Below are 16,507 nucleotides of genomic sequence, written 5' to 3' on the forward strand. Positions count from 1 at the left end.
TCTAGGCGCAAATTCCAACTCTCAGGCTCAACCCCCTAACCATTGTTCGATTGTTAAATTGTTCAATTTTTGTTGGTAAAGGAAAGCCCCGAGCTGGTTTCGCCAGGCCCAGGGCTGTTTTTTTACTTAGGGGGTGAGTTCCGATGAACTGGGGGCATTGGGCCGGGGCACACCCGGTCGCCACCAAGGCAGCAGGGGCCGCAATGTGCCGTCGGGTTCGGTGGGCTGATCCAGCATAGGGTTGGCTTCGGTGTCCCACCCATCACAGGGCCGCATCTGAGCGAGGGTCAACACCACTCGATCGACCGCTGAAACCAAGGTGTCGCCATCTTGACCCGGTTGGTTGACCAACACGCTAAAAACCAAGGTGTTGTAAAGCGGGTGTTCCATGTAGCCCGATAGGGCCCGGACTCCCCGGAGTGTGCCGGTTTTGGCGGAAACACGACCTTGGACCGGTGTGTTGCGGAAACGACGGCGCAGCGTGCCGGTTTGACCCGCGATCGGGAGGGAGCTGCGGAAGATGTCGCTTCCCTTAGCTTCGGTCATGGATTCCAATAAATGGACAAAGGCACGGGGCTGCACGGCATTGCTGCGAGAGAGGCCAGACCCGTCACTCATGCGATATTCGCCACGATTAACGCCCAAGGGAGCCAAGGCCCGTTGCACGGCCCCGGAGCCACCAATCGATCGAAACAGAGAATCGGCGTAGCCATTGTTGCTGTTGACGTTGATGGTGCGCACCAACGTGCCCAAGTTGGAGTTCTTGAGCGGGGTTTGACCGTCATAGAGTTGCAGGGCCGCCGCCGTCACAAACAATTTCATGTTGGAGGCGGGAATCAACGCTTGGATGCCGTTGCGATCGAACAGGACGTTATTCCCGGCCAGGGTTTCTACCCGAATCCCCCAGCGGGCCGATCGAAAAGCAGGCGCATCAATAATGCGGCTTAAGGCTCCGGCCAGTTGGTTGCTGCAAACCCGAGGCGTTTGGGCCAGCAGGGACTTGCCTTCCACGGTTTCGATCGGTTCCTGCTTGGCGGTTTCCGGTTCGATCGACTCCGGTTCGATCACCTCGGTCTCGATTCCCGGCTTACGGGTGACGGTGGTTCCGGGAACCAACTCCGTTGCAGAAGCTGGACTCAGCGTTTTAGACAGCGGTTTTGGCGCGCGCGCGGGATCCGTTGAGGGGTTAGGCGCGGGGGCTGGTGGCGGCGCGATCGCCTCGGTTTGTGAAGCGCTAGCCGGTTCAGCGGTTGTGGCTGCTTGGGAGTTGGCCAGGGCTGGTTCAGTCAGCAAACCACCACCCAACGCCAAACCCAAACCAGCCAAACCAGCGATCCATCGGGGTTGCTCAGACATCTGTTGGATTTCCCTTAAAGGCACGACCGTTCTGCACATCCCTGACAGTCAATCCAATCCTCAGGATTGGGACGGGACACCTGAACCAGTTCCACAAGGATCCAACCGGTGATGGGCGGCCGTGTTCAACGGCTGCACCCTTGGGCGGTGGGAGAGGAACGGCGCGATCGAGCCGGGTCAGTGACCCCAGAAATCGATCGCACTCAGGACAAGCCCATTGACTCGGATGGCAACTCCGAGGACTTAGCGACTAGGGCGATCGCAAAAACGGGTGTGAGTCGCGGCGATCGTCCAACGGCCTTGGCCGCATGGCGCTAACCCTCAGCAAATCTGAGGTCATCAGGCTCGTGATGGCCCATCAGCACAAATTGCCCTCAAGAATATCAGACCTCGGCCAGTGGCCTAGCTGGATCAACTGGCCGGCGATCCCCGCCTAAGCCGGCTCTTCACCATCCGCAAACTCTCATCATCACTAGCTTTTTCCCGATTCTGGTTTGGGGATCGCTGCTTCGGTTGTTCGTCAGCAAATCCTGAACTATCGGAAAAATTTGGGCGATCAATTTGGTTGTTGGGATGGGGTCTCCCCACCCAGCCCCCGTGATCGATGCAACCTAATGCAATTGGCGTGCAATGGTAGGATGGCTTCTGGTTTATTGCAAGTTATTCTCAGGTTTTTGGCATGACCGTCGCCGATCGCCGCTGGCCGCCGCTGAACTTTAATCGCTTCCGTTTGCGCCCCTTCAGCTTCACGGAAGGGTTGTGGATCTGTGCGACGGTGTTGGCGGCGGTGGCGGTGGGCGTGCCGCTCCTGGCCTCAATTGCAGCCGCCCTGAGCGCCAGCGGCCAAACCTGGAACCACCTCACCCGCACTGTGTTGGGGGAATATGTGTCGGCTTCGGTGGGGCTGGCGGTGGGGACGGCGGGCCTGGCGATCGGTCTGGGGGTGGCGACGGCTTGGCTGGTGGTGGCCACTCAGTTTCCCGGGCGGCGATGGTTTGAATGGCTGCTGTTGCTGCCCTTGGCCTTCCCGGCCTATCTGTTGGCCTATGTCTACACGGATTTGCTGGACTTTTATGGGCCCATTCAGTCTTGGGTGCGATCGCTCACGGGCTGGAAATTCGGTGAATATTGGTTTCCCCCCATTCGATCGCTGCCCGGGGCCATTTTGATGATGGGCCTAGTGCTCTATCCCTACGTTTATATGCTGGCGCGGGTGGCCTTTCTGGAGGGAGCAGCCAGCCTGCTGGAGGCGGGCCGCACCTTGGGACTGAATCCCTGGCAGGGGTTTTGGCGGGTGGCTTTGCCCATGGCCCGGCCCGCGATCGCCGGAGGGGCTGCCTTGGTGATGATGGAAGCCCTGGGCGATTACGGCACAGTGGAATTTTTTAGCGTTAACACCTTTGCGGTGGGTATTTATCGAACCTGGTTTGCCATGGGTGATCGCCCGGCGGCCTGTCAACTGTCGGCCCTGCTGTTGGGGGCAGTGTTGTTGTTGGTGTGGGTGGAGCAACGATCGCGCGGTGGGGCTGGCTATCGATCGGGCGGGGCCTATGCGGTGCAAGCACCCTACTCCCTCCGTGGGTTGCGGGCGATCGGGGCCTGGGTGGTTTGTGGGTTGCCGCTGCTTTTGGGCTTTGGGTTGCCGGCCCTGCTGCTGGCCAGCATGGCAATTCGCAATCCCAATAGTCTTCTTGATCCCAGCTTCTTGCTCTACGTGCGCAACACCGCCGTAGTCGCTAGCTTGGCGGCGGTCACGGCGGCGATCATTGCCGGAGCTGCCGTGTATGGGGTGCGGGTAGTTTCGGGGCCCCTGATGCGGTTCCTGCTGAAACTCATGGCGCTGGGCTATGCGATTCCCGGATCCGTGGCCGCCGTGGGCGTTTTGATTTCGGTGGGTTGGGTTGATCAACAGTTGGCGACGCAACCCTTGGCGATCGCCCCGGAAGCGGGAGCCGCATCTTCGGGTTTGTTGCTGAGCGGCACGATCGGGGCCTTGATTTTTGCCTATTGGGTCAGGTTTTTAGCCTTGGCCCTGAACCCGATTGAAGCCAGCCTCGATCGGATTGTGCCCAACCTGGATGGGGCGGCCAGGATTGCCGGATTGTCACCGGGGGCCGTGTTGTGGCGCGTCCATGTGCCCATGCTGCGTGGGGGGCTGTTGACGGCCTTGCTGTTGGTGTTTGTGGATACGGTGAAGGAGTTACCGGCCACGCTGATTGTGCGCCCGTTTAATTTCGACACCCTGGCCGTGCGGGCCTATCAGTTGGCCTCCGATGAACGGATTGTGGATGCGGCGGGGCCCGCTTTGGCGATTGTGGCAGTGGGAATTGTGCCGGTGGCGCTGTTGAGTTGGCAAATTTCCCGATCGCGCCCCCGTCGCCTACCCAGCGAGTTTAGGTAGACTCATTCCACTCGGGCTGTTCGATCGGGATTTCGATCAAGAACTCCGTGCCGCCCCCCTCTGCGGGCCGACAATCAAGGGTTCCGCGATGTTTTTCCACCACAATTTGATAGGAAATGGACAGGCCCAGTCCCGTGCCTTGGCCCACGGGCTTGGTGGTGAAGAACGGATCGAATAGCTTAGAGCGCACTTCATCGCTCATGCCGTTGCCATTGTCGGCAATCAGAATTCGCACCCACTCTCCAGACATCAATTCCGTGGTGATCGTCAGCCTGGGCATCACGATCGAGGTTGCAATGGGGCGATCCTCAAGGTTGTCAGTGATCCAAACCTTGCTGTTGTTGCCGCTGCCGGCCACGAGAGAGGCTTCTTCCACCTGGGCCGATCGCAAGGCTTGGGCTCGCAAATTGCGCGATCGCCCGTAACGGTCTTCCAATGCATCGATCGCATTGCTAATCACATTCATGAACACCTGGTTCAATTGCCCCGCGTAGCAAACCACCAGGGGCAAATCACCATAGTGTTTTTCCACTTCAATTCCAGGGAAATTGCTATTGGCTTTGAAGCGATGTTGCAAAATCAGCAGCGTATTTTCGATGCCCTCGTGGATGTTCACCGGCTTCATTTCCGCCTGATCCAATCGTGAGAAATTCCGCAAGGAAGCGACAATTTGCCGAATTCGTTCCGCTCCCAACTGCATTGATTGCAGGGTTTTGGGCAAATCATCACAGAGGAAATCCACATCAATGTCCCGCGAGAAATTGGCCACCGCTTCCGTCGGCACAGGATAGCTATCCCGGTAGTGCTGAATGAGCGAGAGCAACTCTTGCGTGTAACGGCGGGCATAGGTCAGGTTGCCATGGATGAAGGTGGTGGGATTGTTGATTTCATGGGCAATCCCAGCCACCATCTGCCCCAGACTGGACATTTTCTCGTTTTGAATGAGCTGGGTTTGGGCGGTTTTCAGCTCTTGGAGGGCAGTGCTGAGGCGTTTGGCTTGATCTTGGGCCTGCACAGCGGTGACCTGGGCCTTGGCATAGAGTTCCGCTTGGTCGATCGCGGTGGATAGTTGGTCGGTCACAGCCCGCAACAGCTCCACTTCCCGCTCACTCCAAGTGCGCACCTGGGCACTTTGGCCGCATTCAATCACCCCGATCGCCCCGGAACGGGTTTGCACCGGCAAGGCCAGCAGGGAACGATAGCCCCGATCCTCCATCATTTGCCGCAGGGTGGGATTATCTAACCGCGACACGTCATCGGCCCGCACACATTTGCTCCACATCAACTGCTGAAGGAAGTAGCTGGCGTGGATATGGTGATAGGGGCCAAGGGCGCTGGGCACGGCTGGGGTACGGGACTCGTTCACCACATCCCAAGCCGGAATGCCGCCGCCTGCATCGGTGATATACCAAGCGAAAAGACAGCGATCGGTATCCAACAGGTTACGGATGCCTTGGACGGCCGATTCCAGCACCGTATCCAAATCCAGGGAGTTGCGAATTTGGGCCGCCAACTGAAACAACAGGGCCTCGCGGCGGGTGGTCAGTTCCTGGCGGGCTTGGGCGCGGTCAATCCCCACGGCGATCGCGCTGGCCAACCAACCTAGGGCATCCTGCACCGCTTCCGCGAAGGGTTCCACACGATAGAGCGCCAACGCACCCACCAGCCGATCCTCCACCACCAGCGGGAAGCCTGCAAAATGTACTTCTGTGCGGGATCTGCCTTGATGGGGAATCAGGGCGCATTCACTGCGGAACAGGGGATTGCGCGATCGAGCCACGGCCGCCACCGTGGACAGCTCCGGAGTACTCAGGCTGATTTTGTCTCGCAGGGCATCATCAAGCAGGGGAATATCCAGGTGCAGCGCATTGTTGGTGTTGCGGTTGACCTGGGCTTGCAGGGTCAAGTAGGTGGGATCTAAGTCCACCGTCCAAACGCGGGCCAGGTTGCAATCCAGTTGCCCGGCCATCATTTCGGCGCAGGTTTGCAAAATTTCCGAGAGTTCGCCCCGTTGACAAAGGGCCACGCCCACTTCCGCTTCCAAAATCGAAAGGCGCGATCGCTCCATCAGGGTTTCCTGGGCCCGTTTGCGATCGGTGATGTCCTCAACCGTCCCTTCATAACAAACCAGCCGCCCAGCATCATCGAGCAGGGCGGAAGCATTTTCCGAAATCCAAATATGTTGCCCATCCGCTCGGTACACTTCCGATTCAAACCCGGAAACGCTGCCGCTGGCCTCCAGCATGTTCAGCAGTTCCCGTGCCCGATCGATCTGGACATAGGGCGGCCCACCCATGCGATCGAACGCTTCGATCAGCGCGGTTGGTGACTCATAGCCATAGAGGCGAGCCATGGCCGGGTTTGCGCTCAAGTAGCGACCATCGGGCAGGGCTTGATAAATGCCCTCGATCGCGTTTTCAAAAATGCTGCGGAACCGTTCTTCGGCTTCGCGCACGGCCCGTTCTGCTTCCTTGCGTTCGGTGATGTCGATCCCCAGCACAAAGGCCGCTTGGTCATTGTTGTATTTTTGGGCCACCACCAAATAGCTTTCGATGCGATCGCCCACCGGTCGCGACACTTCGCGCGTGGCCTCTTGGATCGGAGAAGCAAAAAATTCCGCCACAAATTCCCGAAATTCTTGGCCATAGCCCAAAAAGCCGATGTCTTGGCCAATAAATTCTTCCGGGGCGCGGCCAAAGCTTTCGGCCAAGTGGTGGTTCACTTCCAGGTAACGCAAGTCGCGGCCCACCCGCGACACCGTGCCGGGCACAGCGGCCAAAATCGCTTCCAGTCGATCCTTCAGGGTGCGCAGGCTGGCTTCCGATCGGCGGCGCTCCGTGATGTCTTCAACTGTGCCTTCGTAATAAAGCAATTCGCCGTCTTCGTCGTAAACCGCCCGGGCCGATTCGGAAATCCAAATCCGGCGGCCATCGGCCCGGTAAACTTCCGACTCAAAATTGGCAAGGGATCCCTTTTGGCGAATTTGTTCAACAAATTCCTTGCGGCGATTGGGGTTGACGTAGAGATTTTGGGTGGCATTCAGGGCCAGCAGCAGCACATCGGGCCCGCTGTAGCCATAGATGCGGGCCAAGGCCGGGTTTGCGCTCAGGTAGCGACCATCGGGGGTGGTTTGGAAAATGCCCTCGATCGCGTTTTCAAAGATGCTGCGGTATTGGGCTTCGGCGGCGCAAACGGCCGACTGAGACACTTGCAGGCGATCGAGCGTGGCGTTCAAAATAGCCGCCAACTCCGACAACTCATCGGTTCCGGGCATCACCTCCACCCGCTGAGTCGGGTTGCCGCTGGTGCCGATCGCGCTGACCTGTTCACTCAGCCGCATCAACCGCGCCAACACCAAGCGCTCCAGCAGCAGCAGGGTAATGGCCCCAAAAATTAAGCCCCCCAACACCAACAGTACCAGCGTGTAGCGGAGGCTAATTAGCCCTCGGTTATAGATGGCGCGATCGAGTTCAACCCGCACTAACCAAGCTGGCTGTCCATACAAATCGTCCAACAGGGCATAGCTGGCCAGGCGATTATCGGAAAGGGTTTCGATCGCCACCGTTTCCGTACCCAACAGCAGGGCCTTCACCGCTCGGTGGCGCAAAACCTCCGGCCCCTCAGCTCTCGAGTTCGATCGGGAATCGTCGATGGCAGGGGGCATTGTCGCGGCGGAAATTCTGGCAACTTTGGGCGACTGAGGCGATTGGGGTTGGGTAGATTCGGGTTGAATGGATTCTGGGGGCGTAGCACTCAGCCGGGTTGATTGCGGTTGAGTTTGTTCAGTGGGCTGAGCCAGCGCTGATGATTTCGATCGCTCAGGCTCCGATCGTTCAGGTTTCGATCGCTCAGGTATTGACGTAGCGGGTTTTGGTGTGGATTGCTGCGGTGTTGATTGTTGTGCTGTGGACTGTTGCGGTGCTGGCGTGATGTCAGGAGCCGATCGCGCAACGAGGGGCAACTTGGCAAGGGCTGAAGGTAGCAAAGACCGGCGGCCAGAACTGGCCGGGAGCTTGGCCCAAGCACTCGATGGTTGCACAATCCCATGCAAACTTTGCAGGCTCAGGTTGAGTTGCGTTAAGCGGCTGACCCGTTCAATTTCCGGCCCAGCCAGAAACCGCCCCAGCAACAAGGTTCCGCGAATCGGCCCCTCTGCCTCGCTGGTGACGATCGGGCGAGCCGCCACCATCATCGGCCCCTCGGGCAATTGCAGCAGGCCATGAACGGCGCTGGTGGTTGATGAGTGGGTGAGCAGTGGGCTGCCCGGTTGCAAGTGTTCCCAAAGGCTGCGGGGAATCGGCACGCGCTGCCGACTTTCCAGGTTGTAGCCCTGTTGCAGGAGGGGCTTCCCCGATCGATCCAGCAAAATTAGAGCATTCAGCCGCAAGTAGTCGAAGGTGCGATCGACAAAGTTCGATCGCTCATAGGCAGGATCATGGGTTTCCACAAAACTGTAGGTGGTGTCCCATTCGGAATAGTCCCGCGCCGTCGCATCCAGATCCGTGGCGTTGTCCATCACGACGCTGATGGCCCGCTGCACATCGCGCTCCACCTCACGCCGCTCAAGCTGGCTATAGCCATCCAGCAGGAGATTGGAGGATGTTGTGAACATCACCAAGTTTAAGCAGAGCAGCGCTAGTCCAACAATGACCAGCGTTTTGAGCCGTAATTTCAAATTTGCTACCTCCTACTCAAACCCCTGGATGCGTCCCTGAATGACCGGCCCGAATTTGGGTTTGGGTCTTGGCCGCGATCGGGCGATGTGTCTCTGTGCCTTGATGGGAACCGCCACAGATTGTTCGTTGCAGACTGTCTATTGCAGATTGTCTGTTGCAGATTGTCCGCTGGAAACCATCCGTTGCTGACTGTCGATCGCACACTATCTATCGCAGGCTACCCATTGAAAACCGTCTATTGCAGACTGTCTATCGCAGGCTACCCATCGCAGACCAGCCATCACAGACAAATCATTGACGAGCTGCCTCGCGCTGGCCGACTCGGCTGGGCAGTGTCTGAATGATGGTGACCCATGGGGGCTGCCGTTTCTTGTTTCAGCGATCGCAGCCCAAAGTCGGGACTGAAATCGAGTAGCGCCCTATTCCCTATTCTGGATCGAAATTCTGGATCGAATTGATCAAATCTTAAGGAGATTGGATCCCAGTCGGGGCCACCCTGAGTCTAAATAACCGCCTAATCGCACCCTAACAAATCCCTGACGAAGCGTTTTGGTTAAATGAGGCTCGTCTGCGATTTTGATGCACCGATGGGATGGGCCTTGGGGGGTAGCACCCCAGAGCTGTCGAGCTGCCAACTCCAATGGTTAGCCTAATCCAATCGTCGAACAGCCGCTGGTCATTCTAGCGATTTGTGGATGGGCACGTTGTCATGAAACAAACAGGTTGAGGAGTTCAAGTCGGAAATTCCAGGGTGGGAATGTGGGGCGATCGCTGTTGTGGATCTTGCAGCCTCCCTCTAGACCTCAAGCTTTTGCTAGGTTTCAAGGACTGCGCTAATTGCCTGGGCGATGGTTTCATTGCCATCCAAGGTAAACCGCTGGCCGGGCTGGGAAGGTGTGGGCGCTGCTTGTAAAAAAGACCAATCTCCCTCAAAAAATTCGGTCGGTTGCAAAATCTGGTGGGAAGTTTGGGCTTGAATTTGGTCTAACAAGATGGGAGCTTCGGCAAATCCATCGCGGGTGAGGGTAGCTACGGTTGGGCCTGTGCGGCAGGCTTCGGCAAAGGTTCCGTAGCCGGGTTTGGAAACGATGCGCCCACAAAGGGGCATAAAGTCCACGGGCCGAAAGGGGCGATCGCTCGCGTGGTGTTCGATCGGGTCGAGCACTTGGTATAGGTTGGGCAAGTCCGGGGCCGATCGGTCAAAGGTGATGAAGAGCCAGTCGGGAAATTGCCGCAGCCGCTCGTAGGGAATTTGTTGCAAGCCCAGGCCGCCAAAGGTGAGCAAAACGGTGCGATCGCGCGGGATATCTGGTAAACCCAACTTATCGCGCAATTCCGCCGCACCATAGCGGGGTGCGCCGCCCGTTAAACCCACATCGGTTTGTTGGGGAAAGCTGGCCATGGGTTCGTGAAAAGGCAACCGAAAGAGGCGATCGCACCGATGGAAACGATCGGCAATCCAGTCCGCCTCTTGCTCAAACTCGCCACCCCAATCTCGGTAAATAAAATCCCAGCCGAAGTTACCGACTGCCCAGCAGGGCAGACCCGCCGCTTGGGCAATGTCGATCGCCAGGGGGGGCAAGTCGGCCAACACCAGAGCCACACGCCCATTTTTGACGGACATTTGCCGGATGAAGTCCACCTCTGCCGCCACAATGGCCGCCGCCCGCGATCGCAGAGCCTGGAGTTGCTCCAGAGTCGTTTGCCGGTCAATTTGCAAACTATCTTGCTGCACCACACCCACATCCAGCGCCCTGGGCCGGTAAAGAAATTCACCGCTGATGTAGGAACCGAGGAGCCAACGGGGGGCGGTGGTGACCAAAATCGGCAACAGGTCAGGCCGCAGCCGTTGCAGGGTATCAACTAGGGCAGCCGCTCGGGTGGCATGGCCAAATCCATGGGCAGTAATGGCAACGTAAAGAATGGGACGGGTCATGCGGCTGGGGGGTGGGCCATGAAATCCGGTCTAGAGGTCTCGAAACAGGGTTTGCACTTTTTCCCAGGCATCGGCGGCGGCCGCTGGATGGTAGCTCGATCGGCGATCGCAGAAGAATCCATGGTCTGCGTCGCGGTAACGGAAGATGCGGAAGTTGCGCCCGTGGGTCACGAGGGCCGCCTCTAGGCGATCGAGCTGGTCAATGGGAATCAGCGGATCGGCCAAGCCTGCGAAAAACCAGAGCTTACCGTGAATTTGGGAAGTGCGGGTGACGGTTGGCTCGCCGCCTCCGGGACAGAAGGTGGTGATCCCTGCGCCATAGAACGCAGCGGTGACGGCGACTTGGGGCAGGGTGGCCGCCAAATAGGCCACATGGCCCCCAAAACAAAAGCCGATGCAGCCCACGGCTCCGGCTTTGGCGTTGGGTTGTTTTTGGGCAAAGGCGATCGCGGCTTGGATATCCGCCAGCAGTTGATCCGCCTTGGTTAAGTCCTTATGTTGTCGGCCGAGGGCTAGCTCTTCGGCGCTGTAGCCCACGGCAAAGCCCGGAGCGGTGCGCTGAAACAGGGCAGGGGCGATCGCCACATAACCACATCCTGCCAGGCGATCGCAGAGATCTCGAATGTGGTCATTCACCCCAAACACTTCTTGAAGAACCACGATCACCGGATAGGAACCGGCGGCCCGAGGGCGTGCTAGGTAGCCCTGGAGGTCAATCCCTAAGCCAGGCTCCTGGGGGGGAATGATGGTGACTTCGCGGCAAATTTCAAGAACCATAGGCGCAACCTGGCAACGGAGTCATTACATCGCCGCGATCGTCTGCAATTGTGACTGCGATCGGGACTGCGATCATCGATGCGATGAACTTCCGCGAACTTTCATGAACTTCCGTTTCAGTCTACCGGGTTCGGCGAATTTCGCCGTAAGCGGCGATTAATTGCTGGGCAATGGCTGACCAACTGTAGCGATCGCCCGCACAGCGTCGGGCGTTTTGGCCGCGCTGTTGTCGTTCGGTGGGTTGGGTTAATGCCTCGCGCACGGCCCCGGCAAAGGAAGATACGTCGCAAGTGCAAACCCAGCCCGATCGGGTGTCGGCCACATCGGGCCAGATATGCACCTGGTCAGAAATCACCACCGGCACTCCGGCGGCCATCGCTTCCGCCACCGCAATTCCAAAGTTTTCATAGTATGACGGCAACACAAATAAATCGGCTTGGGCCAGAAGCGATCGCTTCTGTTCCCCGGTCACGAAGCCCACAATTTCCGTGCGATCACTCAGGTGCGATCGGTTCAAATAGTCTGAAATCGATTGTTCATAGTCTGGATCCTGTACATTGGCCCCCGCCAACACAAACCGAAAGGGCAGCCCCGACACGGCCAGCGTTTCCAGCGCCGGAATCACAATATCCAATCCCTTTTTGCGATCGAGCCGTGACATAAACAGCACCATCGGCCCCGCTTCCTTGGCCGGTTGCGCCATGGGTTGTTCACGGAGCGGCGGCAACGGAACCCCCAAGGGAATCACCCAATCGCGGGAAATGGCCCCAAACCGCTCAGAGATTTTGCACTCCTCCGCACTGGTGAAGTGAACAGCGGCGGCCTTGGCTAAATTGCGCCGCTCCAGCAGCCGCCCATACCACCATTTCAACTTTGCCTTTTTCCGCAAATCCAGCGGATCCAGCGTGCCGAGGGGCCGCAGCACGTAGGGCAACTTGCGCCACCGACAGACGATCGCTGCCATGGTGCTGATGGGCGAGAACAGGGCATGGATGTGGGCCACGTCGTATTCCGGTGCGTGTCGCCAGAGCCACCACAACAGCCCGATCGAGAACTTATAGCGTCGCCAGGGGGCACAGCGAAAGTAATAGATTTTGTAGTCCTTTTCCGGCACAGGCTGGGCGATCGGCACATCCAACGGAGCCTGCCCCGCATCCCCATTGCTGTCGGTGGTTAGCAGCGTCACCTGCGCCCCCGCCGCGCCCAGGGCCTGGCTTAGCCCCAACACCATCTGGCTCGGCCCGCCATAGACCAAGGACACGGATGGCACAATTTGCAACAGGCGCAAGGGGCGTGATTCGGTCATGAGAGGCGGACTCCAGCAAGAGGCGATTAGAGCGGGGGGATGAATGCGATCTCCGGGGTTGCAGGGCCTGGGTGCGTCGGGCCTGTGGATTAACGATCCCGAATGATCCCGATCGAAGGGGGCATCTGAATCATGATGATCTCAATCATTCATCCAGTTCTTTACCCCTGTTCAGCACCCGTTTTCAGCAAGATTGGCCAAAACCGGGTTTTCCAACCCTAGCCTACCGAAGTCCAACCGGGGGCGGGCAATGGCAATCGGCTGTCCAGACCCATGATTGTGTTGCGGTTCTTAATCAGTCATCGATGCCGACATTGATACTGGCATTGATATTGAGATACAGCCCTTATCTCGATTACTAAGCACAGTTGTCTGTAGGGTGGGCAGTGCCCACCGAACCGTTGATGCATGGCATTTGCGATATGACGTGCCAATTATTTTAGGTAAAGGCTGTATTGACATTGATATTGATGCCGAAAATACCCCACAGTCTATTCAATTGCCGCTTGGCGTTCGATGAATTTGATGGCAATCAGACCTATTTCAACCCCATTCGTAGCCTAGATAACTGATCTAAACTATGTTTAATGACATCTTCGTCAGGGTTCTCTAAAAGTCAGCGATTCAAACCAGTTTCCATGACTCAGTTTTCATGACTCAGTTGCTGATACTAACGGCACAATTTGCCCACAGGATGGGTGTGCGCTAAGGGCAAGGCTGAACCCCCCTGAAGACTACTGATCTTGGCTTCCTTGACCCGCTTTGATCGCCCCTGGGTCATCCTGGACAGTTGGTGAGCAGGAGTTTTTACTCACCACTTTCTTAAAAAATGCTGCGTAATAAGACCGAATATGCTGACAAAGTTACCTTCGTTGATGTAACACTTTGAGTCAGCATGATGATACAGGCGAAATAACGAGCGATTCCCCCCCCATCATTTCGCTGCAATTCAGCAAAGATTACTAAGTAAAAATACACATTGCCCATTCTGAAAGGGGCATGTTGATTCTGATTCTGTTGATCATGCGGGCTAGCTGGCAAGTTATTTTGAGGCGTAAGCCATGTCTCTTGGGTTTTTGGTGCCGACTTTGATCTGTGTGGCTGCGGTTTATCTGGCTCCACGATGGCAGGATGAACCGTCGCTGATTCTGAATGGTGTGGCGATTTTGAGCTTTCTGGTGGCCTTGGTTTTGGCTCCCTGGGAAGTTCAGGTGTTGCTGTTGCTGTCGGTGTGGTGGGTGGCGCGGTACGGTCTGCGGTCTCCGGAGCCGGTGGAGGTGCTGGAGTCGGCGGCCTTGGGCGATCGGGCGGAGTTGGCGGATTCGTCGGTGGCGGCTGATGAGGCGGAATTAACGGCGGTTAATACGTCGAATGCGGCGGCCCATGCAGCGAATGATTCGATTTTGGGGCATCCCCATTTGGCGGTAACCGATCGGGTATATCGCGGGGTGATTTGGCATCTGCCCGATCGTGGGGGGCTGAAAATGCCGAAAAAGCGGCAGGAAGTCACTTCCGAAACCACCGAAGCCCCAGAAGTTGAAGCCGCTAACCAAACGATCGAGCTGAAATATCGCGGGGCCACGTTCCGCCGTAAGGTCTGACCCAAGGTCTAACTGCTGCTGGACTCAAGCTGGCGGTTCCCCTCAAATTCCGCTGAGGTTTGCCATTTCGATTTTGGCCGAGCGGATGCCATTGCTAATATCAACGGCATGGCGATTATTTCTTCCAAGTCAACCGGTGGCGGCAATCCTGATCCCCAGCCTCCCCGCAAGCCCGCTAGGCGATCGAATTCCCCGCGATCGTCCGTTTCGCCGTCGCTGCTGGATCCGGTGGCCACGCCTGAGGAAGCTCACCAAGATGCGGCCAAGCCCGCTCACCAGTCTCCTCAGGGCGATCGACCCGATGAGCGTGTGCGCCCCCAACGGCTAGCGGACTATGTGGGGCAGCAGGATTTAAAAGACGTGCTGACCATTGCGATTCAAGCGGCCCAGGGTCGTCGGGAGCCGCTGGATCACCTGTTGCTCTATGGGCCGCCAGGCTTGGGCAAAACCACCATGGCTTTAATTCTGGCCGGCGAGATGGGTGTGTCTTGCAAAATTACGACCGCACCGGCTCTGGAGCGCCCTCGGGATATTGCCGGGCTGCTGGTGAATTTGCAGCCGGGGGATTTGTTGTTTGTGGATGAAATTCACCGGTTGCCCCGGGTCACTGAAGAAATTTTGTATCCAGCGATGGAGGATTTTCGGCTGGATGTGACGGTGGGCAAGGGCCAGAGCGCCCGCACCCGATCGATCCCGTTGCCCAAGTTCACCCTGGTGGGTGCGACAACCCAGGTGGGGGCCCTCAGTTCGCCCCTGCGCGATCGCTTTGGCCTGATTCAACGGTTGCGGTTCTATGAACCCGAGGAGCTGGCCCGGATTGTGTTGCGGACGGCGACGATTTTGCAGGTGGCGATCGAGCCAGACGGGGCCGCAGAAATTGCCCGGCGATCGCGCGGGACACCCCGGATTGCTAACCGCCTGTTGCGGCGGGTGCGGGACTACGCGCAAGTGAAAGGAGCGGAAACCCAAGGCAAAACAACCATTGACGGGGCGATCGCGGCGGCGGCCTTGGAACTGTTCAATGTGGATCCTCGGGGGCTGGATTGGACTGATCGCCGACTCCTGAGCGCCATTATTGAGCAGTTCAACGGCGGCCCCGTGGGTCTGGAAACCTTGGCAGCCGCCACCGGGGAAGATGCCCAGACGATCGAAGAGGTCTATGAACCCTATCTGATGCAGATTGGCTACCTTCAGCGCACCCCTCGCGGCCGCGTGGCCACCCCCGCCGCTTGGCAACACCTGGGCTACTCTAAATTTCTCCCCGCGTCTCTTGACTCTCTAGTGGACTAGAGAATAGAAAATGGGTTTGCTGCCCAGCCCTAGATCCCAAGATCCTGTCAGTACAATCTTGTGGGCAGCTTTTTTCAGTCTTTTTGATCGTTTCGATCGGCCAGCTCCCAACGCCTCAGGTAAACCCCCTTGGCAGCCCCGGCTGATCGCAGGCGTAATCGCATCCTCAAAACGCCCCACCGCAGTGCTGGCAACCGTTAGGGGTTCAGGAGGCCAAATTCTTGAACCGCTGGCAAAAAGTTGCGGTTTTCGTGGCCGGGCTGGCTGAGTTTAATGAGCGCAAATCGCTGCAATTCACTGAGCGATCGCCACTGTTGATGACTCACTGTGACTCCAACCCGCGCTGCTTGTGCTGCGACTGAATCGGGCACGTCGGCACTCAGCCAAGGAAACGGGTTTTCCAGGGGCAAATCTTTGGGAATTTCACCCGATCGCGCTGCCACCAACTCGCGCAATTCCTGGCGATAGGTTTCTTGCTCGGGCAAGGTGTCGCAAGGAGCCAAAACTAACCGCAAGCGATCGGCCTCAGACAGTTGGTTCCAGTGGTGCAGTTTGAGTTTAATGCCGACTCGATCGAGCCGGTAGCGAACCACCATGGGGATGCACCGTAACCCAGTGATGAAGTCTTGCTCAAACTGGAAAAAAGGTGAGGCTTCCGAAACGATTGTTGGGCGATCGGCCATTGTGGGTGAATTGGTTGCTGAATGTTTCGTGACTGACTCAAAACCCATAGGAACCCTGAATACTCTGTTCTTGATGTTCTCAAGATAGTTCTGACCCATGGAATCATAAATTGCAGCTTGCTATTTTCGACGATCTTTCTCTGAAATTTCTGACCAGGGACTGCAATTTCAGGCTTGTCTGGATTTAATCAACGATTGGTGATGGCTGCGAAGTTTTGCGCTAGCATTGCCTTAACCAATTATTAACCAATCTCAAGGGATCACCAAAGATGCTCCTGAAAAACCAAGTCCAAGGTGCAATAATTCACCAGGGCTGCCAACCTGAGATGTGAATTTCTTGGGACTTTCAGCCAGTTCCTAAACATCCTGATCCATTTTGACGATGATTAAGCAACCCGATCGCCCCGCGATCGAGCCAATTCATCAACTCACCCCTGTCAAATATTTGTCCAAACAGTGGCTTTAGGGAAAACACAGAGAA

Annotated in this window: 10 protein-coding genes; 4 read left to right on the forward strand and 6 right to left on the reverse strand. The window is 57.2% G+C overall.

Annotated elements, in window-relative coordinates; all coding sequences use genetic code 11:
- Window positions 1–126 precede the first annotated feature (126 nt).
- Window positions 127–1,356: a D-alanyl-D-alanine carboxypeptidase/D-alanyl-D-alanine endopeptidase gene (dacB, locus tag ACZA91_RS18255; protein ID WP_463183924.1), complete on the reverse strand. Its 1,230-nt coding sequence runs from the start codon at window positions 1,354–1,356 to the stop codon at window positions 127–129.
- 111 nt (window positions 1,357–1,467) lie between these two features.
- Between dacB and ACZA91_RS18260 the strand changes: the two genes are divergently transcribed.
- Both ACZA91_RS18260 and ACZA91_RS18265 read left to right on the forward strand, forming a co-directional pair.
- Window positions 1,468–1,674 (forward strand): hypothetical protein, encoded by a 207-nt coding sequence (locus tag ACZA91_RS18260; protein WP_099531961.1) that lies wholly within the window; start codon window positions 1,468–1,470, stop codon window positions 1,672–1,674.
- Window positions 1,675–2,035: 361 nt separating this feature from the next.
- Window positions 2,036–3,757: an ABC transporter permease gene (locus ACZA91_RS18265; protein WP_190530622.1), complete on the forward strand. Its 1,722-nt coding sequence runs from the start codon at window positions 2,036–2,038 to the stop codon at window positions 3,755–3,757.
- On the opposite strand, the gene ACZA91_RS18270 is transcribed toward ACZA91_RS18265, so the two are convergent.
- From ACZA91_RS18270 to hpsP, 4 genes are all read right to left on the reverse strand, one after another.
- Window positions 3,750–8,432 (reverse strand): PAS domain S-box protein, encoded by a 4,683-nt coding sequence (locus tag ACZA91_RS18270; protein WP_463183928.1) that lies wholly within the window; start codon window positions 8,430–8,432, stop codon window positions 3,750–3,752. The genes ACZA91_RS18265 and ACZA91_RS18270 overlap by 8 nt on opposite strands.
- Before the next feature lie 815 nt (window positions 8,433–9,247).
- Entirely contained in the window at window positions 9,248–10,369 is a 1,122-nt protein-coding gene (locus tag ACZA91_RS18275; protein WP_190530620.1) for a glycosyl transferase, read from the reverse strand.
- 30 nt (window positions 10,370–10,399) lie between these two features.
- Window positions 10,400–11,146, reverse strand: coding sequence for a dienelactone hydrolase family protein (locus ACZA91_RS18280; RefSeq protein ID WP_463183930.1), 747 nt, complete (start codon window positions 11,144–11,146; stop codon window positions 10,400–10,402).
- Between the two features lie 121 nt (window positions 11,147–11,267).
- A complete protein-coding gene (hpsP, locus tag ACZA91_RS18285; protein WP_099532013.1) occupies window positions 11,268–12,434 on the reverse strand; it encodes a hormogonium polysaccharide biosynthesis glycosyltransferase HpsP in 1,167 nt (388 codons plus the stop codon).
- 1,079 nt (window positions 12,435–13,513) lie between these two features.
- On the opposite strand from hpsP, the gene ACZA91_RS18290 reads away from it, so the two are divergent.
- Window positions 13,514–14,053 (forward strand): hypothetical protein, encoded by a 540-nt coding sequence (locus tag ACZA91_RS18290; protein WP_190530618.1) that lies wholly within the window; start codon window positions 13,514–13,516, stop codon window positions 14,051–14,053.
- A gap of 108 nt (window positions 14,054–14,161) precedes the next feature.
- A complete protein-coding gene (ruvB, locus tag ACZA91_RS18295; RefSeq protein ID WP_242030760.1) occupies window positions 14,162–15,343 on the forward strand; it encodes a Holliday junction branch migration DNA helicase RuvB in 1,182 nt (393 codons plus the stop codon).
- A 197-nt stretch (window positions 15,344–15,540) separates the two neighbouring features.
- Here ruvB and ACZA91_RS18300 read toward each other — a convergent pair whose 3' ends face one another.
- Window positions 15,541–16,074, reverse strand: a complete 534-nt coding sequence (locus ACZA91_RS18300; protein ID WP_242030761.1) for a nitrate reductase associated protein — start codon at window positions 16,072–16,074, stop codon at window positions 15,541–15,543.
- Window positions 16,075–16,507 lie beyond the last annotated feature (433 nt).

The sequence above is a fragment of the Limnothrix sp. CMB-01 genome (genome assembly GCF_055193175.1).